Genomic DNA, 23,895 nt, shown 5'->3' with positions numbered 1-23,895 from the left:
GTGCAGGAATAACTACCAATGAAAAAGGAGACAGCACCATGGACAGACTCGATGCCATGCACATGTTCGTGCGCGTGGTGGAGACCGGCAGCTTCACCAAGGTCGCGCACGAGTTCGCCACCACCCAGCCCACGGTGACCAAGCAGGTCGCGGCCATGGAGACGCGCCTGAAGGTGCGCCTGCTCAACCGCAACACGCGTGGCGTGAGCCTCACCGAAGCGGGCGCGCTGTACTACGAGAAATGCAAGACCATCGTCAACGACGTGGCCGAGGCGGACAAGGTGGTGCAGGTGCGACAGACCCAGGTGCAGGGCCAGCTGCGCATCGGCAGCTCGGTGGCCTTCGGCCGGCGCGTGCTGATCCCGCTGGCGCTGGAGTTCATGACGCACAACCCCCAGGTGCAGATCGACCTGAGCTTCGAGGACCGCTACACCGACCTGGTGGCCAACGGCATCGACGTGGCCCTGCGCCTGGGCAAGCTGGCCGACTCCAGCCTGGGCGCACGCACCCTGGGCGTGAACCCCTGGGTGCTGGTGGCCTCGCCCGCCTACCTGCGCAAGCGCGGCACGCCGCGCCGCCCCTCCGACCTCAAGGAACACGCCACGCTGATCTACAGCAGCGTGCAGGGCAACGACCTCTGGCGCCTGCGCAACGCCAGCGGCGAGCCCGTGTCCGTGCCCGTCACCGGCCGCCTGCGCTCCAACAACCTCTCGGCCCTGCTGGCGGCCTCACGCTCGCACATGGGCATCGCCGCCCTGCCCCGCTACGTGGCCCACGACTCGCTGCAGGCCGGCCGCGTGGTCGAAGTCCTCAAGACCTGCCGCCTGCCCGAGCAGGAAATCCACGCCGTCTACCCCTCGCCGCGCCTGGTGCCGCAGAAGGTGCAGTCCTTCATCGCCTTCCTGCAGGGGCGGTTCGATGCCGAATGGTGGGAGACGCTGCCGCGCGGGGCGTGAGCGCCTGAAGCAAGCGGGCCTGAAACAAGTGGCCGGGCGCACGTCCCGGCCTCGAAAAACAACCACCCGGCAGGGACAAAAACCTAGAGAACCAGAATCGCCCGGAAGTCATTCACGTTGGTATGCGTGGGCCCGGTCACCACCAGATCCCCCAGCGCATCAAAGAACCCATACGCATCATTGCGGTCCAGGTACTCGGCAATCCGCATGCCCTGGGCCTGGGCCCGCGCCAGGGTATCCGGCGACACGCGCGCTCCCGCGTTGTCTTCCACGCCATCGATGCCATCGGTATCGGCCGCCAGCGCCCAGACCTTCTCCTGCCCCTGCAGGGCCTGGGCCAGGCCCATGCAGAACTCGCCCGCGCGGCCGCCGCGTCCCTTGGGCGTGCCGGCCGGGCGCTGCCGGATCGTGACCGTGGTCTCGCCGCCGGACAGGATCACGCAGGGCTTTGCAAACGGCTGGCCGTGGCGGGACACGGCGCGCGCCAGGGCGGCGTGGACCTTGGCGACTTCGCGCGATTCGCCCTCGATCTCGTCGGACAGCACATGGGCGCGCAGGCCTGCGGCCTCGGCCACGCGTGCGGCCGCCTCCAGCGAGTGCTGGGGCGTGGCGATCATGTGGACCTCGTGGCCGTCGAAGCGCGCGTCGCCGGGCTTGGGGGTTTCCAGCTCGCCTGCCTCCAGCGCGCGGCGCACGGATTCGGGCACGTTGATGCGGTAGCGCGCGAGGATGGCCAGCGCGTCGGCGCAGCTACTGGCATCGGGCACGGTGGGGCCGCTGGCGATGATGGAGGGGTCGTCGCCCGGCACGTCGCTGATGGTCAGCGTGACAACGCGCGCAGGTGCGCAGGCCGCGCCCAGGCGCCCGCCCTTGATGCGCGACAGGTGCTTGCGCACGCAGTTCATCTCGCCGATGGCGGCGCCGCTTTCCAGCAGGGCGCGGTTGATGCGCTGCTTTTCCTCCAGGTCGATGCCTTCGGCCGGCAGGGTCAACAGGGCCGAGCCGCCGCCCGAGATCAGGCACAGCACGAGGTCGTCCTCGGTCAGCCCTTCGGTCAGCGCGAGGATGCGTTCGGCGGCGTCCAGGCCTGCCGCATCGGGCACGGGGTGGGCGGCCTCGACCACCTCGATGCGCTGCGCCAGCCCTTCGGGGCGCGGCGGGATGTGGCCGTAGCGTGTGACCACGAGGCCGGACAGCGGCGCGTCCGCCGGCCACAGCGCCTCCAGCGCCTGGGCCATGGAGCCGCCGGCCTTGCCCGCGCCCAGCACAAGGGTGCGGCCCTTGGGAGGCTTTGGCAGGCATTGGGCCATGCTGTACAGGGGCTGCGCATCCTTGACCGCAGCGCGGTAGAGGTCGAGCAGAAAGGCTTGGGGATCGGTGAGGTGCAGGTCCGTGGTGCTGGTCATGGTGTGTTGTCTCCGCCGGGCATTATGGAATTTCCTGCACCGGCGGTGGCATGCGGTCAAGTCACAACTGATTCGCCCGGCCTCGTTCCTCGCGCCAACTCAACTCAATCCAGGGCCACCTTGGCGTCCTTGACCAGCCTGGCGAAGCGGTCGGTGTCGTCGCGGATCTGGCGCGCCATCTGCTCCGGCGATCCGCCGATGGGCTCGGCGCCTATCTCCTCCATCTTCCGGCGGAACTGCGGGGACTCGATGATGCGGTTCATGTCCGCGCCCAGCCGCGCCAGTACCTCCCTGGGCGTGGCGGCCGGTGCCAGCACGCCGAACCAGGTGCCCATGTCGAAGCCCTTGAGCCCGGCCTCGTCCAGCGTGGGCACATCGGGCAGGGCCACCGAGCGCCGGGCCGTGGTCACGGCCAGCGCGCGCAGCTTGCCGGCCTTGATGTGGGGCAGCACAGGCGTGACGGTATCGAAGGACATGGCGATTTGCCCGCCCAGCAGGTCCGTGGTCAGCGGCCCGCTGCCCTTGTAGGGCACGTGCAGCAGCTGCACGCCGCCCATGGACTCGAACTGCGCGCCGATCAGGTGCTGGCCCGTGCCCGCGCCGTTGGAGCCATAGGCCAGCTTGCCGGGCTGGGCCCGGGCCTGGGCCAGCAGCTCCTGCACGGTTTTGGCGGGCACCTGCGGATGGACCACCAGCACATTGGGGACCACGGCCACCACGGTGATGGGCGCCAGGTCCTTCTGGAAGTCATAGCCCAGCCTGCGGTAGACGCTGGTGGCAATGGTGTGGTGCACGGCGCCCATGAGCAGGGTGTAGCCGTCAGGTTTCGCCTTGGCCACATGGTCGGCGCCCAGGGTGGCGCCCGCGCCGGGGCGGTTTTCCACGACCACGGGCTGGCCCAGACTCTTGGACAGCTCCTGGCCCAGCGCACGCGCCAGCACATCGGTGGTGCCGCCTGCGGGAAACGGCACGATGAGGTTGACGGGGCGCGCCGGCCAGGCCTGGGCCCAGACAGCTGGGATGGTGGCAGGAATGGCGGCGGCCAGCGCGCACGCTGCGGCAACCCTGGTGATGCGGTTCATGGCTTGTCTCCTGTCTGTTCTTTTGTGGGTTATCGGACCATGCAGCGCGCGCTCAGGCAGGCACGGGCTCGGCCTGGGTCTCGGCGGTCTGCGCGCGCAGCCGTGCGCAGACCGCGTCGGTGACCTGCCGCGTGGTGGCCTTGCCGCCCAGGTCGCGCGTGTGCAGCGCGGCATCGGCGGTCACCTGCTCCACGGCCTGCATCAGCCGCTGCGCGGCACGGTGCTCGCCCAGGTGCTCCAACAGCATCACGCAGCTCCAGAAGGTTCCCACGGGATTGGCCAGGCCCTGGCCCATGATGTCGAAGGCCGATCCGTGGATGGGCTCGAACATGCTGGGGTAGCGGCGCTCCGGATCGATGTTGCCCGTGGGCGCAATGCCCAGGCTGCCGGCCAGCGCGGCCGCCAGATCGCTGAGGATGTCGGCATGCAGGTTGGTGGCAACCAGGGTGTCCAGCGAGGCCGGGCGGTTGACCATGCGCGCCGTGGCTGCGTCCACCAGTTCCTTGTCCCAGCGCACGTCGGGAAACTCGGCGGCCACCTGCACCGCGATCTCGTCCCACATCACCATGGCATGGCGCTGGGCGTTGGACTTGGTGATCACCGTCAGCAGCTTGCGCGGCCGCGACTGCGCCAGGCGGAAGGCGAAGCGCATGATGCGCTCCACGCCCGCGCGGGTCATCATGCTCACGTCGGTGGCCACCTCGATGGGATGGCCCTGGTGGGCGCGGCCGCCCACGCCCGCGTATTCGCCTTCGGAATTCTCGCGCACGATGACCCAGTCCAGGTCCTCGCGCGAGCAGCGCTTGAGCGGCGCTTCGATGCCGGGCAGGATGCGCGTGGGCCGCACATTGGCGTACTGGTCGAACCCCTGGCAGATCTTCAGGCGCAGCCCCCACAGCGTGACATGGTCGGGAATGTGCGGGTCGCCGGCCGAGCCGAACAGGATGGCGTCCTGGCCGCGCAACGCGTCCAGCCCGCCGGCCGGCATCATCTCGCCGTGCGCGCGGTACCAGTCGCCGCCCCAGCCGAAACTGGTGAAGGCAAAGCCCAGGCCGGGCTGGGTTTCGGCCAGCGCCTGCAGCACCTCCTGCCCTGCGGGCACCACTTCCTTGCCGATGCCATCGCCGGGAATGCAGGCGATGCGGTATGTCTTTGTCATGAGGGCTCCTTGGATTGCGGTGGATGAAGCGCCATGCGGATCCATGGCCTTGTCCGTGAATCTATCGATGGAACAACGCCGCGCGCGCCTCTAGAGTGATGGCATCGTTCACTTTGATTCAACAATGAGCACTCCCGTCTCGGCGCCATCGGAGATGGCCTTCTTCTGCCTGCTGGCCCGCAGCGCCAGCCTGTCGGCCACGGCCCGCGAGCTGGGCATCACCACGCCGGCGGCCAGCAAGCGCCTGTCCCAGATGGAGACGCGGCTGGGCGTGCAACTGGTCAGCCGCACGACGCGGCGCCTGGGCCTGACCGATGAGGGCCAGACCTACCTGGCCCATGCGCGGCGCATCCTGGACGACATTGCCGCCATGGAGCAGGCCGTGGCCGGCATGCCCGGGCAGCCGCAGGGCCTGCTGCGCATCAATGCGACGCTGGGATTCGGGCGCAGCCATATCGCGCCGCTGATCGCCAGCTTCGTGCGCAGGCACCCGCAGATCCAGGTGCAGCTGCAGCTGTCGGCCTCGCCGCCGCCCCTGGTCGATGACAGCTTCGACCTGTGCATACGCTTTGGCGAGCCGCCGGACGCGCGCGTCATCGCGCGGCGCCTGGCGCCCAACCGGCGGCTGCTGTGCGCGTCTGCCGCCTACCTGGCGCGGCGCGGCACGCCGGCCACCCCGCGCGAGCTGATGCAGCACGACTGCATCGACATCCGCCAGGGCGACGACGCCCACGGCGTCTGGCGCTTCACCCACAACGGCCCCGGCCGCAAGACCGAAGCCATCCGCCTGCGCGACAGCCTGAGCACCAACGATGGCGAGATCGCCGTGGGCTGGGCCCTGGCCGGCCTGGGCATCGTCATGCGGGCCGAATGGGATATCGCCCGCTACCTGCGCAGCGGCCGTCTGGTGCAGGTGCTGGCCGACCATGCCACGGCACCGGCCGACATCCATGTGGTCTATCCGCAGCGGCATGCGGCAACCCAGCGCGTGCAGCGCTTTGTCGAGCACCTGGCACGGCACTTCGATACGGCCGCGCCCGGTTTCTGAAAAGGGATGCCGTATGCGGGGAAACGCCAATAAGCAGTAGACAGAAACTGTATACAACTCTTGTGGCCAGCCGCTATGATGGCCGGATGGAGACTTCCACCACCAGTTTCATTGTCGAGAGCCTGACCCGGGCCATCGTCGAACACCGTCTTCTGCCCGGCACCAAGCTGGCCGAGCAGAAATTGGCAGACCATTTCGGCGTCTCGCGCACCCTGGTGCGCCAGGCGCTGTTCCAGCTGTCGCAAAACCGCCTGATCCGGCTCGAACCCGCGCGCGGGGCCTTCGTGGCCACGCCCTCGGTGGACGAGGCGCGCCAGGTCTTCGCCGTGCGCCGCATGCTCGAGGCCGAGATGGTGCGCGCCTTCATCGCCCAGAGCACGCCGGCCAAGATCCGCGCGCTGCGGCAGCACGTGGCGGCCGAGAAAAAGGCCATGGACGGCAACGACGTCGGCCAGCGCACCGAGCTGCTGGGCGACTTCCACGTGCGCATGGCCGAACTTATGGGCAACGAGGTGCTGGCCCAGCTGCTGGGCGAGCTGATCTCGCGCTGCGCGCTGATCACGCTGATGTACCAGTCCAGCACGGCCGCCGAGCATTCCCATGACGAGCATGCCGAAATCGTCACGGCCCTGGCCGGCGGCGACGCCGACCACGCCGTGCAGCTCATGCAGCAGCACCTGGACCACGTGGAAGCCGGCCTGACCTTCGACCGCGACATGCCGACCAGCGATCTTTCGATGGCCCTTTCCTCCGTATCCGCATGACCTACGACGCCACTGCCCCCTATCCCCGCGACCTGATCGGCTACGGTCGCACGCCCCCCCACGCCCGCTGGCCCGGCCAGGCCCGCGTGGCCGTGCAATTCGTCCTCAACTACGAAGAGGGCGGCGAGAACTGCGTGCTGCATGGCGATGCCGCCAGCGAGCAGTTCCTGTCCGAAATGTTCAATCCGGCCGCCTACCCCGAGCGCCACATGAGCATGGAAGGCATCTACGAGTACGGCTCGCGCGCCGGTGTCTGGCGCATCCTGCGCGAGTTCGAGAAGCGCGGCCTGCCGCTGACCGTGTTCGGCGTGGCCACGGCCCTGCAAAAGCACCGCGAACTGGCCGCCGCCTTCCACGAGCTGGGCCATGAAGTGGCCTGCCACGGCCTCAAGTGGATCCACTACCAGAACATTCCCGCCGAGGTCGAGCGCGAGCACATGCGCCAGTGCATGGAGATCTTCGGCGAGCTGTATGGCCACGATGGCGACCACGGCCTGGGCTGGTACACGGGCCGCGACAGCCCCAACACCCACCGCCTGGTGGCCGACGACGGCCGCTTCGCCTATGACAGCGACTACTACGGCGACGACCTGCCCTTCTGGATGAAGGTCGGCAAGAGCGACGGCAGCACCCGCAGCCAGCTCATCGTGCCCTACACGCTGGACTGCAACGACATGCGCTTCGCCCTGCCCCAGGGCTACTCGCACGCCGACCCGTTCTTCCAATACCTGAAGGACACGTTCGACGCCCTCTACGCCGAGGGCGATCCGGCCGGCGATGACTCCCCCAAGATGATGAGCATTGGCATGCACTGCCGCCTGCTGGGCCGCCCCGGCCGCATCACGGCACTGCAGCGCTTTCTGGACCACATCCAGCGGCACGACAAGGTCTGGGTCTGCCGCCGCATCGACCTCGCGCGCCACTGGGCGCACCACCATCCCGACAAGGAATAACGCAGCATGGCTCTGACGCTGGAACAACTCAATGCCGCCGACCTGGCCACCGCCACCGGTCTGCTCGACGGCCTGTACGAACACTCGCCCTGGATTGCCGAGGCCGCGCTGGCCCAGCGCCCCTTCCGCTCGCTGGCACAGATCAAGTACGCCATGGCCCAGGTGCTGGACAAGGCGCCGGTGCAGGCCAAGCTCGACCTGATCCGCGCCCACCCGGAGCTGGCCGGCAAGGCCATGGAGACCAACACGCTCACGGCCGAATCCACCAACGAGCAGAACAAGGCGGGCCTGACCCGCTGCACGCCCGAGGAGCTGGAGCACATCCGCAAGCTCAACGCCGAGTACGGCAAGCGCTTCGGCTTTCCCTTCATCCTGGCCGTGCGCGGTCCGCGCGGCGCGGGCCTGGCCAAGGCCGAGATCATCGAGACCTTCGAGCGCCGCCTGCACAACCATCCCGACTTCGAGCTGGGCGAGGCGCTGCGCAACATCCACCGCATTGCCGAAATCCGCCTGAACGACAAGTTCGGCTACACGCCCGAGCTGGGCAACGATGTCTGGGACTGGCAGGAAAAGCTGGCCCAGCACAGCGACCCCGGCTATGCCGAAAAGGGCCAGCTCACCGTCACCTACCTCACCGATGCCCACCGCGCCTGCGCCCAGCGCATCAGCCACTGGATGCGCGACTGCGGCTTCGACGAGGTAGAGATCGACGCCGTGGGCAACGTCGTGGGCCGCTACAAGGCGGCCACCGACGATGCCAAGACCCTGCTGACCGGCAGCCACTACGACACCGTGCGCAACGGCGGCAAGTACGACGGCCGCCTGGGCATCTTCGTGCCCATGGCCTGCGTGCGCGAGCTGCACCGCCAGGGCAGGCGCCTGCCGTTCCACATCGAGGTCGTGGGCTTTGCGGAAGAGGAAGGCCAGCGCTACAAGGCCACCTTCCTGGGCTCGGGCGCGCTGATCGGCGACTTCAGGCAGGAATGGCTGGAGCAAAAGGATGCCGACGGCATCACCCTGCGCGAGGCCATGCAGCATGCCGGCCTGTGCATTGACGACATTCCGAAGCTGCAGCGCGATCCGGCCCGCTACCTGGGCTTCATCGAGGTGCACATCGAACAGGGCCCGGTGCTCAACGAGCTGGACATCCCGCTGGGCATCGTCACCTCCATCAACGGCAGCGCGCGCTACATCTGCGAGATGATCGGCATGGCCAGCCACGCCGGCACCACGCCCATGGACCGCCGCCGCGATGCCGCCTGCGGCGTGGCCGAGCTGGCGCTGTACATCGAAAAGCGCGCCGCGCGCGACGGCACCTCGGTGGCCACCATGGGCCAGCTCAATGTGCCCAGCGGCTCGGTCAACGTGGTTCCCGGCCGCTGCCAGTTCAGCCTGGACCTGCGCGCGCCCACCAACGAGCAGCGCGACGCCATGGTGGCCGACATCCTGGCCGAGATCGAGGCCATCGCCCAGCGCCGTGGCCTGCGCTACAGCACCGAGCTGGCCATGAAGGCCGCCGCCGCTCCCAGCGCCCCCGAATGGCAGCAACGCTGGGAAGCCGCCGTGGACGCCCTGGGCGTGCCCCTGTACCGCATGCCCAGCGGCGCCGGCCACGACGCCATGAAGCTGCATGAAATCATGCCCCAGGCCATGCTGTTCGTACGCGGCCTGAACGCCGGCATCAGCCACAACCCGCTGGAAAGCTCCACCGCCGACGACATGCAACTGTCCGTCGATGCCTTCTCCCACGTACTGAACCAACTGGCCCAAGAGCAGCAATGACCAACATGAACCAAGACAAGCAAGCCACCTACGCCGCCCTGGACGCCTGGATCGACCAGCATTTCGATGAAGAGGTGCAATTCCTGCAGGCCCTGGTCCAGGTTCCGACCGACACCCCGCCCGGCAACAACGCACCCCACGCCGAGCGCACGGCCGAGCTGCTCAAGACCCTGGGCTACGAGGCCGAGAAGCACACCGTGCCCGAGGCCGAGGTCAAGGCCTACGGCATGGAATCCATCACCAACCTGATCGTGCGCCGCCCCTACGGCAGCGCAGGTGACGCCGGCGGCGGCCTGACCATCGCGCTGAACGCCCACGGCGACGTGGTGCCGCCCGGTGAAGGCTGGACCCAGGACCCCTATGGCGCCGCCATCGAGGACGGCAAGCTCTACGGCCGCGCCGCCGCCGTGAGCAAGAGCGACTTCGCCACCTTCACCTACGCCGTGCGTGCGCTCGAAGCGGTGGCCAAGCCCTCCAAGGGCGCGGTGGAACTGCACTTCACCTATGACGAGGAATTCGGCGGCATCCTGGGCCCCGGCTGGCTGCTGGCCAACAACCTCACCCAACCCGACCTGATGGTCGCGGCCGGCTTCAGCTACGAAGTCGTCACCGCCCACAATGGCTGCCTGCAGATGGAAGTGACCGTGCAGGGCAAGATGGCCCATGCCGCCGTGCCCCACACGGGCGTGGACGCGCTGCAGGCCGCCGTGGTGCTGATGAACGCGCTGTACGCCGAGAACACCAAGTACCAGCAGGTGACCTCCAAGGTGCCGGGCATCAAGCACCCCTACCTGAACATCGGCCGCATCGAAGGCGGCACCAACACCAACGTGGTGCCCGGCAAGGTCGTGCTCAAGATCGACCGCCGCATGATCCCCGAGGAGAACCCCTCCGAGGTCGAGGCCAGCATCCGCGCCGTCATTGCCCAGGCCATTGCCGACTTCAACGCCAAGGGCGGCTACACCGGCGAGGATGCCGTGCGCGTGGACATCAAGCGCCTGCTGCTGGCCAATGCCATGACGCCGCTGGCCGGCAACAAGCCCCTGGTGGACGCCATCCAGGCCCATGGCGAAGCCGTCTTCGGCGAAAAGCCCCCGGCCGTGGGCACGCCGCTGTACACCGACGTGCGCCTGTACGTGGAGCGTGGCATTCCCGGCGTGATCTACGGCGCCGGCCCGCGCACCGTGCTGGAGTCCCATGCCAAGCGCGCCGACGAGCGCCTGGTGCTGGAGGACCTGCGCCGCGCCACCAAGGTCATCGCGCGCATGCTGTGCGACCTGACGGCCTGACCGCCTGACGGCCCGCATCAAGGCCTGACCCCCAAGCCCGGCGCCGCCGGGCTTTTTTGCGTCCGGGCACCGCATCGGGGCGCGTGCACCTCCGCAGCCCATGCCGTGCACCCGAGCCGCGCCCGACCCACGCCCGAGCCGCGCCACAGCGGCCGCCAGGCACCAGCACGGTGCCTGTTGCTTGCCTGGCGCTTGCCTGGCGGCTGGCATCCATCTTGCAATGCACCATGGCACTCCCGCCCTGGCAGGCGATGCGCACCAAAACGGGTTGGCGCGACTGCCGCAACAGGGTTTACCGGGAGCAGAAATTTCCCATGATCTGTATACACTTTTTGTATGGATGTTGGTGCCAAACCCTGTCACGCCGGCGTCCGTTCCCATAAATCCCGAGGAGACAAATCCCCATGCAATCTTCCGTTCATCCCGTCGATGAGATGCTGCCCGCAGGCAAGCTCACGGCGCTGGGCCTGCAGCACGTTCTCGTGATGTATGCGGGCGCCGTGGCCGTGCCCCTGATCGTCGGCCGCGCACTCAACCTGCCGCCCGAGCAGGTGGCCCACCTGATCTCGGCCGACCTGTTTTGCTGCGGCCTGATCACGCTGATCCAGGCCATGGGCGCGACCCAGTGGTTCGGCATCAAGCTGCCCGTGATGATGGGCGTGACCTTCGCCAGCGTGGCGCCCATGGTGTCCATGGCGCAGACCACGGGCGGCTCGGCGGGCGCGGGGCTGATCTTCGGCTCGGTGATCGGGGCGGGGATCGTGTCCATCCTCATCGCCCCGCTGATCAGCCGCATGCTGCGCTTTTTCCCGCCCGTGGTGACCGGCACCATCATTGCCGTCATCGGCATCAGCCTGATGCGCGTGGGCGTGAACTGGATCTTCGGCAACCCCGTCGGCCCCACCGCGCCCAGCGTGCCCAACCCCGAGCACCTGAAATGGCTGGCCGACGCCCAGGCCACGGCCGGCGCGCCAGGCTCCTCGCTGCCGCCCGTGCCCAAGGGCTTCGCGGTCGTGCCCACCATTCCCAACCCCAAGTACGGCGACCTGACCGGCGTGGGCATCTCGGCCATCGTGCTGCTGTCCATCCTGCTGATCGCGCGCTTTGCCAAGGGCTTCCTGGCCAACGTCTCGGTGCTCATGGGCATCCTGATCGGCGGCGTGCTGTCCGTGGCCATGGGCCTGATGGACTTCAGCAAGGTCGCCAAGGCCGAATGGTTCACGATGGTGCTGCCCTTCGAGATCGCCACGCCGGTGTTCGACCCCATCCTCATCCTCACCATGAGCCTGGTGATGGTGGTGGTGATGATCGAGTCCACCGGCATGTTCCTGGCCCTGGGCGACATGACCGATCGCAAGATCAGCCAGGACGAGCTGACACGCGGCCTGCGCACCGACGGCCTGGGCACGCTGATCGGCGGCATCTTCAACACCTTCCCCTACACCAGCTTCTCGCAGAACGTGGGCCTGGTCGCCGTCACCGGCGTCAAGAGCCGCTGGGTCTGCGTGGCCGGCGGCGTGATCCTGATCGTGCTGGGCGTGCTGCCCAAGATGGGCGCCCTGGTCGAGTCCCTGCCCACCGTGGTGCTGGGCGGCGCGGGCCTGGTGATGTTCGGCATGGTGGCCTCCACCGGCATCCGCATCCTGAGCAACGTGGATTTCCAGACCAACCGCAACAACGCCATGATCGTCGCCGTGTCCATCGGCGTGGGCATGATTCCGCTGGTGGCGCCGAATTTCCGCCAATGGATGCCCCACGGCATTCATCCGTTGATCGAATCCGGTATCCTGCTGGCCTCGATTACCGCGGTGGCATTGAACATTTTCTTCAACGGAGCCAGCAGCGACACCTCTGCTGCCGTCCGGGCCGCACGCCAGGCAGACGCCCACTGATGAAACAGTGCCCGCCCTGGCGGGCACGCCCAACAACCGCCCGGCCTACCCGCCGGGCCGTGCGCCCCCTGCCGTCCATAGGCGCCAGGGGGCTTGTTGTCGAAATCCCTGAGGCAAAACTGTCCTGACCCTCATAGGCTGTAGCTATCCGGTAAGCTCCGAGAGCATTTGCAGAGAATTCCTGTATGACCCAAAACCTGTCCAACGCCGAACAAGCCCTGCGCGACGCAGCCCGCGAATACCATCGCAGCCCCAACAAGGGCAAGATCTCCGTCACGCCCACCAAGCCCTTGTCCAACCAGCGCGACCTGTCGCTGGCCTATTCGCCCGGCGTGGCCTACCCCTGCCTGGACATCCAGGCCGACCCCTCGCTGGCCGCCGAATACACGGCGCGCGGCAACCTGGTCGGCGTCATCACCAACGGCACGGCCGTGCTGGGCCTGGGTGACATCGGCCCGCTGGCCGGCAAGCCAGTGATGGAAGGCAAGGGCTGTCTGTTCAAGAAGTTCGCCGGCGTCGACGTGTTCGACATCGAACTGGCCGAGCGCGATCCGGACAAGCTGATCGAGATCATCGCCTCGCTCGAACCCACGCTGGGCGGCATCAACCTCGAGGACATCAAGGCGCCCGAGTGCTTCTACATCGAGCAGGAGCTGTCCAAGCGCATGAACATCCCCGTGTTCCATGACGACCAGCACGGCACGGCCATCATCTCCAGCGCCGCCCTGCTCAACGGGCTGGAGCTGGTGGACAAGCAGATCGGCAACGTCAAGATCGCCGTCTCCGGCGCCGGCGCCGCCGCCATCGCCTGCGTGAACGTGATGGTGGGACTGGGCGTCAAGCGCGAAAACGTCTTCATGTGCGACTCCAAGGGCGTGATCTATGAAGGCCGCCCCGGTGGCCTGGACGCCTCCAAGGCCCAGTACGCGCAAAAGACGGACGCCCGCACCCTGGCCGACGCCGTCAAGGACGCCGACGTCTTCCTGGGCTGCTCGGCTCCCGGCGTGCTCACTGCCGACATGGTCAAGACCATGGCCGACAAGCCCATCATCCTGGCCCTGGCCAACCCCGAACCCGAGATCCGCCCTGAGCTGGCCAAGGCCGTGCGCCCGGACTGCATCATGGCCACGGGCCGTTCTGACTACCCCAACCAGGTCAACAACGTCCTGTGCTTCCCCTACATCTTCCGTGGCGCGCTGGACTGCGGCGCCACCAAGATCACCGAAGCCATGAAGCTGGCCTGCGTGCGCGAAATCGCCGCACTGGCCAAGCAGGACGTCAGCGATGAAGTCGCCGCCGCCTACCAGGGCAAGGAGCTGAAGTTCGGCCCCGACTACCTGATCCCCACGCCCTTCGACACCCGCCTGATCCTGCGCATCGCGCCGGCCGTGGCCAAGGCTGCCGAAGAGTCCGGTGTCGCCACCCGCCCCATCGCCGACTACGACGCCTACCGCGAGAGCCTGACCCGCTTCGTCTACCAGACCAGCATGTTCATGCGTCCGGTGTTCGCCGCTGCCAAGGCCAACCAGCAGCGCGTGGCCTATGCCGAAGGCGAAGACGAGCGCGTGCTGCGCGCCGCCCAGGTCGCCGTCGATGACGGCCTGGCCAAGCCCATCCTGATCGGCCGCCCCGCCGTGATCGAGGCCCGCATCGCCAAGGCCGGCCTGCGCCTGGTGCTGGGCAAGGACGTGGAGATCTGCAACCCCGAGGACGATCCGCGCTTCCGCCAGTACTGGGAAAGCTACCACCGCCTGATGGGCCGCAACGGCGTCACGCCCGAGACCGCCAAGGCCGCCGTGCGCCGCTCCAACACGCTGATCGCAGCGCTCATGGTCCACCTGGGCGATGCCGACGCCATGCTCTGCGGCCTGGTCGGCAAGTTCGACAGCCACCTGGCCCATGTGCGCGACGTGCTCGGCCTCAAGCAAGGCGCCGGCGAATTCGCCACCGTCAACGCCGTGATGCTGGACAGCGGCACGCTGTTCATCGCCGACACCTACATCAACGAGGCGCCCAACGCCACCGAGCTGGCCGACATCGCCCGCCTGGCGGCCGAGGAAGTGGCCCGCTTCGGCCTGCCGCCCAAGGTGGCCTTCCTGTCGCACAGCAACTACGGCTCGTCCAGCCGCCCCTCGGCGCTGAAGATGCGCGCTGCGCGCGACCTGTTCGCCGCCGCCAACCCCGACGTGGAATGCGATGGCGAAATGCACGGCGACTCCGCCCTGTCCGAAGCCATCCGCGACCGCGCCCTGCTCGAATCCTCGCTGCACGGCGAGGCCAACGTGCTGATCTGCCCCAACCTGGACGCCGCGAACATCCTGTTCAACGTGCTCAAGACCACGGGCGGCCACGGCACGACCATCGGCCCCATCCTGCTGGGCGGTGCTGCCGCAGCCCATGTGCTGACCCCCTCCGCCACCGTGCGCCGCGTGGTCAACATGACGGCCCTGGCCGCAGCCCAGGCCATCGCTGCCCGCGGCTGATCCGCGCCGCACCCAAAAAAGGCGCCCCTTCACAGGGGCGCCTTTTTTACGCCCCCTGCCCCGGCAGGAGCGGCCTAAGCCCGGCTAGAATACGCAGCTTCGGAGGTTTGGGTGAGTGGTTTAAACCAGCAGTCTTGAAAACTGCCGACGGGCAACCGTCCGTGAGTTCGAATCTCACAGCCTCCGCCAGATCCTTGTATCAACCGACAGGCGGCCAAAGAGCCGGCCCTGTTGCACAGCGCCCCGATGCCGCAAGGCAGCGGGGCGTTCCTGCGTCTGGGGCATTGGCGGGCGCCTCAGCGTGGAGGCTCGTGGTTGGTGACGAAGTCGGCGGGCACGTCCGGCCCCCAGACGTAGAGCGAATCCTCGGGAGGATGGTCGGCCGCAGGCCACACCGCGCCCGCCTCGACAAAGTCGATGTCGCAGGAGTACTCGGCGAAGCTGCCCCAGGGATCGCGCACATAGCGAAAGAAGTTGGAGCCCAGCACATGCCTGCCCACGCCCCAGCCCTGCGCATAGCCCGCCTCGGCCATCTGCCGGGCGCCGCTGCCCACGGCGTCGACAGAAGGCACGCACCAGCTGCTGTGGTGCAGGCCGGGTCCATGCGATGCGGCCAGTGCCAGCAGGTGATGGTCGCTGCCGTGCGGGCTGTGCAGGAAGGCGATGACCGAGCCCGAGCGGTCCGAGAGCCTGAGTCCCAGCACCTCGGTGTAGAACGCCAGCGCGGCATCCACGTCGGCGCAGAACAAAAGCACATGCGACAGGTGCAGCGGCCGGATCTGCGGCATGAGGCTGCGAGCCGGCGCGCGGCCGGCATTGCGGCAGGCCGGCGGCAGCACGTGCGGTGCGGGCGCCGACGGAGAGCTCTTGGCGGCTGCACGCAGCTGGATGGGCACCCCGTCGGGGCTGGCGATCCAGATACCGTCGGCCTGGGCACCGGCCGGCGCAGGAATGCGTGCGATCCCCGCGCCGTCGATCCGGTGCGAGAAGGCATCGAGATCGGCCGCATGGATGCCCAGGCTCAGCCACTGCAGCTTCTTGTGCGTTGCGGCCTCCAGCACCCGCGCCCAGCGGTGGGGATGCCCGTAGGTGTGCAGCGCCAGCGCGCCGTCGATGTCGCGCACCTCGAGCCCGAAACTGGCGTAGAAATGCCGCGCCGCTTCGAGATCGGGCACGCTGAAGACGAACTCATCGATCGAATGCACGGCCGGCTGCCCGGCCGCGCCGGACGGCGTTCCAGGTGTCGTTCCAGATGGCGTGGGAAGGCCGCTCATGGTGTCCCCTCCTTTGCATGTTCACTGTGCGAAGACCGGCGGGCAGCGCCACGCGGCCGGTGGGCGGGCGAGGCCATCACCGCACCCGCTGGAGCTGCCGCCCAAGAACCCCGCCGTCCAGCGTCATGACATCGCCGGACTTCAGGAAGCGGGGCGGCTTCATGCCCAGGCCGACACCTGCCGGCGTGCCGGTGATGACAAGGTCGCCGGGCAGCAGCGTCATGAACTGGCTCAGATAGGACACGAGACAGGCCACCGGAAAAATCATGTCTGCCGTGCTGCTGCGCTGCATGACCTCGCCGTTGACGGACAGCGTCAGTTCGATGGCCTGGGGGTCGGGCAGCTCGTCGGCCGTGACCAGCCACGGCCCGACCGGGCCGAAGCCATCGAAGCTCTTGCCCTTGCCCCACTGGCCGTTGCGCTTGATCTGCCAGTCACGCTCGGAGATGTCGTTGGCCAGCAGGTAGCCGGCCACATGCGCGAGCGCACCTTCCACGGGGATGCGGCTTGCGCGCGTGCCGATCACAAAGCCCAGTTCGATCTCCCAGTCGGTGGCAACCGACGCTTCGGGCAGGCGCACCTCGTCGTCCGGCCCGGCCAGCGATGAAAGCGCCTTGTGAAAGACCACGGGCTCCTTCGGAATGTCGAGACCCGACTCCTCGGCATGCCGCCGGTAGTTGAGCCCGATGGCAACGAACTGGCGCGTGCCGGCGACAGGGGGCCCCAGGCGGCTGCCTTGCGCCACCAGCGGCAACCGCTGCAGATCGACGGCGGCCAGCGCGGCCAGCCTGCCGGGCGCCATCCACTCGGGCGTGAAATCGGGCACCAGGTCCGACAGGTCGCGCGCCTGGCCTTGGGAATCGATGGCGCCGGGCTTCTCGCAGCCGCTGGCGCCGTGGCGTATCAGTTTCATGGTCTGTCTCCTGGGACGGGAAGTGGAAAGTGGGAAGGAAATGGATCGAGACGCGGACCCTGCATGCGGGTGGAGCCTCAGAAGCTATGCCGCACGCCGGCAGCGAAGCCGTTCTGCGAACGCCCGGGGGCGGGCGCGGCGCCTGGCGCCGCATTGCTGACCGACAGCGCAAGTGCTCCCTCGTTGGACAGATGCCCTGCGGTCGCATACAGCGTGGTGCGCTTGGACAGCGAATACCGGGACCGCAGGGCAAAGAGCCGGGCCCCATCGTCGCTTCGCCTGAAACGCAGATCCAAGGCCTGCGCATCGAGGGTCAGGGCCGGTGTGACGGCGACACTGGCGCCCAGGTACCAGAGATCGCTGCGTGGCGCGTCGGGACGGCCGTCGTTGTGGCGGGCAATGACCCCGGCGCCGAGCTTCCATGCCCCCCAGCGCACCCATCCCGCGGCGGTGGAGCGACGGTCCTTGCGCGCGCTGCTGGTCAGGCCTGCGAAGGCGCCGGGGCCTCCACGGATTTCATCGACGGCCAGCGCGATGCCCCAGGCCTTGGCCTCGTACTTGAGCATTGCCGACCATTGCCGGCAGGCGCTGGAGTCGCCCGGCTGCTCGCCGGGGCAGTTGGTTCCCGCGGGACCGGGGCCCGCATTGACGGCATCACGCCCCAGGCTGTAGGTCGCGCCGACGGTGAAGCCGCCAAGGCCGGCGCGCCACGCAAGCGCGTTGTCCGCGCGCGCATTGGGCAGGTAGCTGTCCAGCGATGCCGCACCGTAGGCATTCGGGCCGAGGGTGTCCGCATCGAGCTGGGACCAGTACAGCATGGTGTACTGGCGCCCCAGTGTGAGGCTGCCCCAGTCGCCGGACAGGCCGACGAAGGCCTGGCGCCCCCAGGCGCGCCCGCCCTGGTTCAGCACGCCCGCGTCGAGCGCCAGGCCCTGCTCCATCGTGAACAGGGCACGCAGGCCGCCGCCCAGGTCCTCCGAGCCGCGCAGGCCGATGCGCGACGGCACGCTGCCGGTGAGGCCCGGCATGCGGTTCAGCGAAGCGCCTCCCTGGCCCACATCCGTCAGGTGCTCGACGGATGCATCGAGCAGGCCATAGAGCGTGACGCCCTGGGCCAGGGCGGGTGCCGAGGGCACGGCAGCGGCACCGGCCAGGCATAGCGCGGATAGCGCGGCGCGAACAGGAAAGGAGGGATGTGGCATGTTGTCTCCTGAAAGTGATGGATGTCGGCCAGGACGGCGAAAGCGCAGACTCAGGCGCAGACTCAGGCGCAGGCCGGCGTCCCCCGGCCGGACTGGCCAGGGTCAGGAACGCGCAAGGCCGGACGGCCCCGGGGGCAGGCTGCCGGATGGGCCGGGGCTAGCCGGGCCCCACCGGCGGGGTGCGATGGCCCAGTGCCAGCGCCAGGACCTCGGTCGGCGGCGCCGCACCGTCGCCGCGCCAGGCGATGTGGTGGTCCGGGCGGATCAGGACGCGGTCGGCGCCATACAGCGCACGCGTCTGCCCGTCTTCGCTCCTCACCACATCCAGCCGGATGCCGTATTGCGCAGCAGCCTGCCTCCAGGGTTCCAGCCCGTCAGGGCCGTCCGGGCCGAATGCGAGCAGTGTGAAATCGCATCCGAAGTCATCGAGCAGGGACCGGTCCGGCCCCGTTGCCACATGCGGAGCGCGCGTGCCGGGATAACCTCCAGGCAGGTAGCGGTTGGGCTCGTCCGGCGGGGGCTCGGCCAACTCCCGGGCGACGACGGGGCTGTCGGCATAGCGCAGGCCCAGTTGCAGCCCCGGGATGTTGAACTCGCGTGCCACATGCTCCGAAAGTGCCTGCCCGAGCGCATGGCGGGCGCTGTCGCCCGCGGGCCCCTCCTGCTCCACTGCAGCCGTGACCGGCAGGCATCCTATGCTGTCGGCCATGCTGCGTGCAAAACTGGTGTTGCGCTGGGCGATCGGCCGCCGCTCGGCCTCATAGCTGTCCAGCAGCGCCGGGCCGGCCGCCCCCTGGATGGCCGCCGCCAGCTTCCAGCCCAGGTTCACGACGTCGTCCACGCTGGTGTTGTAGCCCATGCCGCCCGTGGGCGTGAACAGGTGCGCCGCATCGCCGGCGATGAACATCCTGCCGTGCCGCAGGCGCTCGGCCACCAGGGCATAGCCCGCGTTCCAGGGGGTCAGCGCGATCAGCTCGTGCGCAAAAGGCCGGCCGACGACGGCCTGCAGCGCCTGCTGCGGATGGAAATCGGCAGGCTGGGTGCCTTGGGGCAGCTGCACGATCAGCACGAACCGGTCCACGCCGTCGATGGCGCACAGCAGGCCGCGCTGCCCGGGACCGACGGCCCAGTACTGCCAGGCCCTGGGCTTGCCGATCAGCCCATACAGACCGGGGGCCCGGAAGTAGATGGACATCATCTGGCCGCCCAGGAAGTCCCGCCGCTCGCTGCCATGGCCTGCGTAGACGACGCCCATGGCCTGGCGGACCAGGCTGCGCGGCCCGTCGCAGCCGACCACATAGGCGGCCTGCAGCAACTCGGTACGGCCCGTGTCCGGCTCGCGGCATTCGATCTGGACTGCGCAACCGGTGTCCCGCACCGCCTCGGCCCTCAGGCCAAAACGCAGCACGGCGCTGGCATGGCGTTCGGCCTGCGCCCTGAGCACGGGCTCGATGAACATCTGCTGCGCCCGATGCGGCAGCTCGGGCGTGGGCCAGGCCTGTTCCCCGTAGTCGCCATAGGCCGTGCCCGAGGCGGCCTCCTCGGCCGAGGGAATGCGAAAGCGCGCCAGCTCGGGCCCCGTGAGCCGCGTGCAATAGACGACGTCCTGGGGGTGCGAGGGCGGCAGGCCCAGCCTGCGTACCTGGTCGGCAAAGCCCCGGCGGCGGTAATGCTCCATGGTCCGGGACGAGGTGGCATTGGCCTTGGGCAGCGTCGGCGGCCCGCTGCGCTCCTCGATCAGCACGCACGGTATGTCCCTGCAGCCCAGCTCGATGGCCAGCATCAGCCCCGCGGGCCCTCCTCCGATGATCGCGACTTCGGTCTTCATGGCGTCTCCCCGGGGCTCAATCGACGGTCACCTTGACGCGGCGCAGCACTTGGGCATAGCGCTCGCGGTCGGCCTGCATGAGGTCAGCGACCTGCCTTGCGGGGCCGATGCTGGTGAAGAATCCGAAACCGGCCAGGCGATCCCTGACGTCAGGCGCGGACAGGGCCCGGTTCACCGCCTCGTTGATGCGCTCGGCGACGGCCGGCGCCGTGCCCTTGGGCGCCATGAGCGCAACCCAGGTCAGCGCATCGATGCCGGCCGGGCCACCGGCCTCCTGCACGGTCGGCACATCGGGCAGCGCCGGGGAACGCTGGCTGTCCGCCACGGCAAGAAAGCGCAGCTTGCCGGCCTGCTGCAGGGGGCCGGACGTCGCAATGCTGCCGTAAGCCCAGTCCACCTCGCCCGTCGACACGGCGGCGTACAGCTGCGAAGTCTCCTTGTAGGGGACATGCATCATTTCGGCACCCATGGCGGTCGCGGCCCGGGCCGCGCCCAGATGCAGCGGCCCGCCCACCGCATTGGAGCCATAGGTCATGCCGGGCCTGCGCCGCGCCGCCGCCATCAGTTCGGCCAGGCTGTGGAAGGGGCTTTGCGCGCCGACCACGACGAAGAAGGCGGTCTTGTAGAGCAGCGCCACCGGCGTCAGCTCGCTTTGCGGGTCATAGGCCAGCTTGCGCAAGACCAGCGGATTGATGGACAAGTGGCCTACGTCCACCACCACCAGGTCGTTGCCCATGGGCGGCGCGTTCTTCATCGCATTGATGGCCACCACGCCGGCCCCACCCGGCCTGGGGTCGACGACGACCGGCTGCCTCCATTGCGCCGAGAGCTTGTCGGCGACCAGCCGGGCCACCACGTCGGGGCCGCTGCCCGCGGGAAAGGCGCTGGTGATGCGCACCGTTCCGCCGGCGGCCGTCTGCGCGGCGACGGAGCCCGCCGCCAGGGTTGCCAGCGCACAGGCGCCGGCCCATTTCCTCATGCTCATGCTGCTTGTCTCCTATGGGTCGCCGGGCTGCGCCGACGTTATGGAGGGCATGCTAGGTCTGGCAGGCCGGCTGCGGCAGAGGGCAGAAACGCCTCAGCGATGCATGGCTGTTATCACTGGAGCGTTCCGCAGCGGCTCAGGCGCGGCGGAGCCCGCGTGCACGGCCCCTGCGGGAAATCCCCTGGCCTTGGCGCGCTCGGAAACGGGCATAAACACGCTCCGACCGATGCCCAAACTTCATCACCTTCGCAATTTCGTCGCCGTTGCTCGGGCACGCAGCCTGCGCAGCGCCGCCCGCAGCCTGGGCCTGACCCAGCCGGCACTGACGCGCAGCGTGCGCGAGCTGGAAGCCGAGCTCGGCGTGGCGCTGTTCCAGCGCCATGCGCGCGGGGTATCGCTGACCGTGGCGGGAGAGCGATTCCTGCTGCGCGCGCAGGCCGCGCTCGAGGAACTGCGTCGCGGCAGCGAGGAGGCCGCCCAGGCGCGCGGCGAAATGCAGGGCCATGTCGCCGTCGCTCTGTCCAGCGCCCCCGTGCTGTCGCTGCTGGCCCGCGCCTATGCCCAGTTCCGGCGCGACTGGCCGGATGTGCACCTGCGTTTCGTCGAAGGCCTGTTCCCGGCCGTCGAGCCGGCGCTGCGCGACGGTCGGCTGGACTTCTATCTGGGCCCCCGGCCCGAGAGGCAATTGAGCGCCAGCTACCAGGTGGCCCTGGTTCACCGCAACGAGCGTGTCGTGCTGGCCCGCCGCGGCCATCCGCTGCGCACCGCGGGCAGCCTGCAGGCGTTGCTGGAGGCGGACTGGATCGTCACCGGCCTGCGCGAGCGCCGCGAGGAAGAATTCGAGGAGCAGTTCTCCGCGCTCGGCCTGCGCAGCCCGCGCGTGGTGACGGTCGCCGAATCGTTGATGGCCCTGCTGGCGCTGCTGGCCAGCAGCGACGCCCTCGCCTTCTTGCCGCGCCAGTGGGCCGATACGCCCCTCTTCAACGGTGTGCTGGAGCCCATTGCTGTGCGCGAGAGCCTGATGGCACCCGACATCGTGCAGGTCACGCGTGCTGCGCTGCCTCTGACGCCCGCCGCGGAACGCCTGTCGATGCTGCTGCTGCGCGCGGCAGTCCACGACTTCGGCGAGCCGGCCGGCGCCTGAGCCGCGGCCGGCGTCTCCACAATATCTTCATACAATCTTTACATTGCATTGACCAGGCAGACATATTCTGCCGGACTCATAGCGCCTCGCGTAAGCCAAGAGTCCGTAGCCAACGCTGAAGCTCCCGTTCGACCGCCTTCCTGGGAATTTCCCCTGTGCCAGCGCACTTGTCATCGCCGCTGGCATTTCCTATGACCCATCCCGTCCCCTCACAAGCAGCGAGCACGATCACGCGAAGCGCTCCGCTGGCCATGCCCGCACCGTCGCTTTCCCTGGACATCAAGGTCCTCATCGGCCTCCTTCTCTTTTCGGTGGTCTGGCTGCTGCAGATCGACAGCTCCAGCCTCACGGCACCCAAGGACAACCTCGAGCAGCTGACCTGGGTGCACAGCCTGGAATGGGGCTACTACAAGCATCCGCCGCTGCCGACCTGGATGTTCTCGGTGCCGGTCAATGTGTTCGGACTGTCTGCCCGCACCAGCTATGTGACGGGCGCGCTTTTCACGCTGGCCGGCCTGTTTGTCTTCTGGAAGCTGATGCAGACCTTGCGCGGCAGCCGCCATGCCACGCTGGCCCTGCTGGCGGCCCTGTGCATCACCTACTACAACGAGCGGCTGCACTTCTTCAACCATGAAGTGGTGCTGATGCCCTTCTTCGTGGCCAGTGCCCTGCTGGTGTGGCGTGCGGTGGGCAGCAGGCAACTGCACTGGTGGGCGGCCCTGGGCTGCTGCCTGGGCCTGGGCGCACTGGCCAAGTACCAGATGATCCTGGCCGCCGTGGCGGTATTCCTGTTCTGGCTGGCGTCAGGCGCCTGGCGCGAACGGGTCCATGTCATCGGCCTGGCACTGGCCGCTGCCATTTCGCTGGCCATCATCTCGCCGCACCTGTACTGGCTGTTCCTGAACGACTTCGGCCCCATCCGCTATGCCACCGAATCCTCGCTGGGCGCCAGCCTGGGCGGCGGCGCAAGACTGCTCAATACGCTGCACTGGCTGGCCGACCAGCTGCTCAACCGCGCATTGCTCGCCTGGGTGCTGCTGGGACTGGTGATGGCATTGCACCGCCGCAGCCGCCTTGCGCCGCAGGACACACCGCAGCGTCCCGGGACAGCCGATGCATCGCGCGCGCTGATCCTGTGCTTTGGCCTCACGCCCATCGTGCTGACCTGCGCCATCGGCATCTTTGCGGGCTCGTCGCTGCAGCTGCACTGGGGCACGCCCTTTCTGCTGCTGGCCGTTCCCGTCGCCATGGAGCTGGCCGGTGCCAGACTGCAGCCGTCGCGCATATCGATCACCACCGCCATCAAGTGCTTCGTGGCACTTCAACTGGCCTTGCTGCTCGTGGCCCAGATGACCTCGGCGCGCAGTGAACTGCGGCTTAACAGCCGGCACTGGAGAAACTTCGATTCAAAGGCCTTGAGCCAGGCGCTTGCCGAACCCGCGCGCGAGGCACTGGGAGGCGACATCCGCGTGATCTCAGGCCCCACGGCCGAGGCCAAGGCCCTGGCCCTGAAGCTGCGCGAAAAGCCGCTGGTGCTGATCGATGGCCGCATGGACATCAGCCCCTGGATTTCCCAGCACATGGTGGATGCCTGCGGGGTGCTACATCTGCAGCTGGCGGCATCGCAGCCGCCCGGCCACCAGCCGGTGGGCGAAGGCTTTCCCTCCCTTTACTGGCGTGTCACCCCGCCGGAGGAAGATGCGGGCAACTGCGTCCCAAGCTGAACAGGGTGATG

The 23,895-nt window shown here is 68.4% G+C and carries 18 protein-coding genes and 1 tRNA gene; 11 read left to right on the top strand and 8 right to left on the bottom strand.

The window, feature by feature from the left end; genetic code table 11:
* Window positions 1-38: 38 nt before the first annotated feature.
* Window positions 39-956 (top strand): LysR family transcriptional regulator, encoded by a 918-nt coding sequence (locus AC5I49_RS24835; protein WP_016449783.1) that lies wholly within the window; start codon window positions 39-41, stop codon window positions 954-956.
* A gap of 83 nt (window positions 957-1,039) precedes the next feature.
* Here AC5I49_RS24835 and AC5I49_RS24830 read toward each other — a convergent pair whose 3' ends face one another.
* From AC5I49_RS24830 to AC5I49_RS24820, 3 genes are all read right to left on the bottom strand, one after another.
* Window positions 1,040-2,362: a glycerate kinase type-2 family protein gene (locus AC5I49_RS24830; RefSeq protein WP_016449784.1), complete on the bottom strand. Its 1,323-nt coding sequence runs from the start codon at window positions 2,360-2,362 to the stop codon at window positions 1,040-1,042.
* A gap of 104 nt (window positions 2,363-2,466) precedes the next feature.
* Window positions 2,467-3,444 (bottom strand): tripartite tricarboxylate transporter substrate binding protein, encoded by a 978-nt coding sequence (locus AC5I49_RS24825; protein ID WP_126312413.1) that lies wholly within the window; start codon window positions 3,442-3,444, stop codon window positions 2,467-2,469.
* Between the two features lie 52 nt (window positions 3,445-3,496).
* On the bottom strand, window positions 3,497-4,603 hold the full coding sequence (locus tag AC5I49_RS24820; protein WP_495790050.1) for a tartrate dehydrogenase: 1,107 nt from the start codon (window positions 4,601-4,603) through the stop codon (window positions 3,497-3,499).
* A 124-nt stretch (window positions 4,604-4,727) separates the two neighbouring features.
* Here AC5I49_RS24820 and AC5I49_RS24815 point away from each other — a divergent pair, with 124 nt between their 5' ends.
* From AC5I49_RS24815 to AC5I49_RS24780, 8 genes are all read left to right on the top strand, one after another.
* Window positions 4,728-5,651: a LysR family transcriptional regulator gene (locus tag AC5I49_RS24815; RefSeq protein WP_126312412.1), complete on the top strand. Its 924-nt coding sequence runs from the start codon at window positions 4,728-4,730 to the stop codon at window positions 5,649-5,651.
* 86 nt (window positions 5,652-5,737) lie between these two features.
* Entirely contained in the window at window positions 5,738-6,415 is a 678-nt protein-coding gene (locus AC5I49_RS24810; RefSeq protein ID WP_012204034.1) for a GntR family transcriptional regulator, read from the top strand.
* Window positions 6,412-7,368: an allantoinase PuuE gene (puuE, locus tag AC5I49_RS24805; RefSeq protein WP_016452629.1), complete on the top strand. Its 957-nt coding sequence runs from the start codon at window positions 6,412-6,414 to the stop codon at window positions 7,366-7,368. The genes AC5I49_RS24810 and puuE overlap by 4 nt, the downstream gene beginning before the upstream one ends.
* 6 nt (window positions 7,369-7,374) lie before the next feature.
* Complete coding sequence (gene uraD, locus AC5I49_RS24800; RefSeq protein ID WP_016452630.1) at window positions 7,375-9,150, top strand: 2-oxo-4-hydroxy-4-carboxy-5-ureidoimidazoline decarboxylase; 1,776 nt, start codon at window positions 7,375-7,377, stop codon at window positions 9,148-9,150.
* Window positions 9,147-10,439 (top strand): M20 family metallopeptidase, encoded by a 1,293-nt coding sequence (locus AC5I49_RS24795; RefSeq protein WP_495790049.1) that lies wholly within the window; start codon window positions 9,147-9,149, stop codon window positions 10,437-10,439. The genes uraD and AC5I49_RS24795 overlap by 4 nt, the downstream gene beginning before the upstream one ends.
* A gap of 404 nt (window positions 10,440-10,843) precedes the next feature.
* Window positions 10,844-12,331, top strand: coding sequence for a nucleobase:cation symporter-2 family protein (locus AC5I49_RS24790; protein ID WP_016449790.1), 1,488 nt, complete (start codon window positions 10,844-10,846; stop codon window positions 12,329-12,331).
* Window positions 12,332-12,516: 185 nt separating this feature from the next.
* Window positions 12,517-14,814 (top strand): NADP-dependent malic enzyme, encoded by a 2,298-nt coding sequence (locus AC5I49_RS24785; protein ID WP_495790048.1) that lies wholly within the window; start codon window positions 12,517-12,519, stop codon window positions 14,812-14,814.
* A gap of 101 nt (window positions 14,815-14,915) precedes the next feature.
* Window positions 14,916-15,003, top strand: a tRNA-Ser gene (locus AC5I49_RS24780).
* 107 nt (window positions 15,004-15,110) lie between these two features.
* Here AC5I49_RS24780 and AC5I49_RS24775 read toward each other — a convergent pair.
* The 5 genes from AC5I49_RS24775 to AC5I49_RS24755 all read right to left on the bottom strand — a co-directional run bounded on the left by AC5I49_RS24775 (window position 15,111) and on the right by AC5I49_RS24755 (window position 21,016).
* Complete coding sequence (locus AC5I49_RS24775) at window positions 15,111-16,088, bottom strand: VOC family protein (protein WP_495790047.1); 978 nt, start codon at window positions 16,086-16,088, stop codon at window positions 15,111-15,113.
* A gap of 76 nt (window positions 16,089-16,164) precedes the next feature.
* Window positions 16,165-17,001 (bottom strand): fumarylacetoacetate hydrolase family protein, encoded by an 837-nt coding sequence (locus tag AC5I49_RS24770; RefSeq protein WP_016449792.1) that lies wholly within the window; start codon window positions 16,999-17,001, stop codon window positions 16,165-16,167.
* Between the two features lie 77 nt (window positions 17,002-17,078).
* Window positions 17,079-18,203, bottom strand: coding sequence for a porin (locus AC5I49_RS24765; RefSeq protein ID WP_495790046.1), 1,125 nt, complete (start codon window positions 18,201-18,203; stop codon window positions 17,079-17,081).
* 157 nt (window positions 18,204-18,360) lie between these two features.
* Complete coding sequence (locus AC5I49_RS24760) at window positions 18,361-20,031, bottom strand: FAD-dependent monooxygenase (protein WP_495790045.1); 1,671 nt, start codon at window positions 20,029-20,031, stop codon at window positions 18,361-18,363.
* Between the two features lie 16 nt (window positions 20,032-20,047).
* Window positions 20,048-21,016: a Bug family tripartite tricarboxylate transporter substrate binding protein gene (locus tag AC5I49_RS24755; RefSeq protein ID WP_495790044.1), complete on the bottom strand. Its 969-nt coding sequence runs from the start codon at window positions 21,014-21,016 to the stop codon at window positions 20,048-20,050.
* A gap of 226 nt (window positions 21,017-21,242) precedes the next feature.
* Here AC5I49_RS24755 and AC5I49_RS24750 point away from each other — a divergent pair, with 226 nt between their 5' ends.
* Both AC5I49_RS24750 and AC5I49_RS24745 read left to right on the top strand, forming a co-directional pair.
* Window positions 21,243-22,160: a LysR substrate-binding domain-containing protein gene (locus AC5I49_RS24750; RefSeq protein WP_016449796.1), complete on the top strand. Its 918-nt coding sequence runs from the start codon at window positions 21,243-21,245 to the stop codon at window positions 22,158-22,160.
* A gap of 191 nt (window positions 22,161-22,351) precedes the next feature.
* Window positions 22,352-23,884: an ArnT family glycosyltransferase gene (locus AC5I49_RS24745; protein ID WP_461609118.1), complete on the top strand. Its 1,533-nt coding sequence runs from the start codon at window positions 22,352-22,354 to the stop codon at window positions 23,882-23,884.
* The last annotated feature ends 11 nt before the right edge of the window (window positions 23,885-23,895 follow it).

Source organism: Delftia sp. (assembly GCF_059499305.1).
The sequence above is the reverse complement of the archived record's forward strand: the minus strand, read 5'-3'. Positions and strand labels throughout refer to the sequence as shown.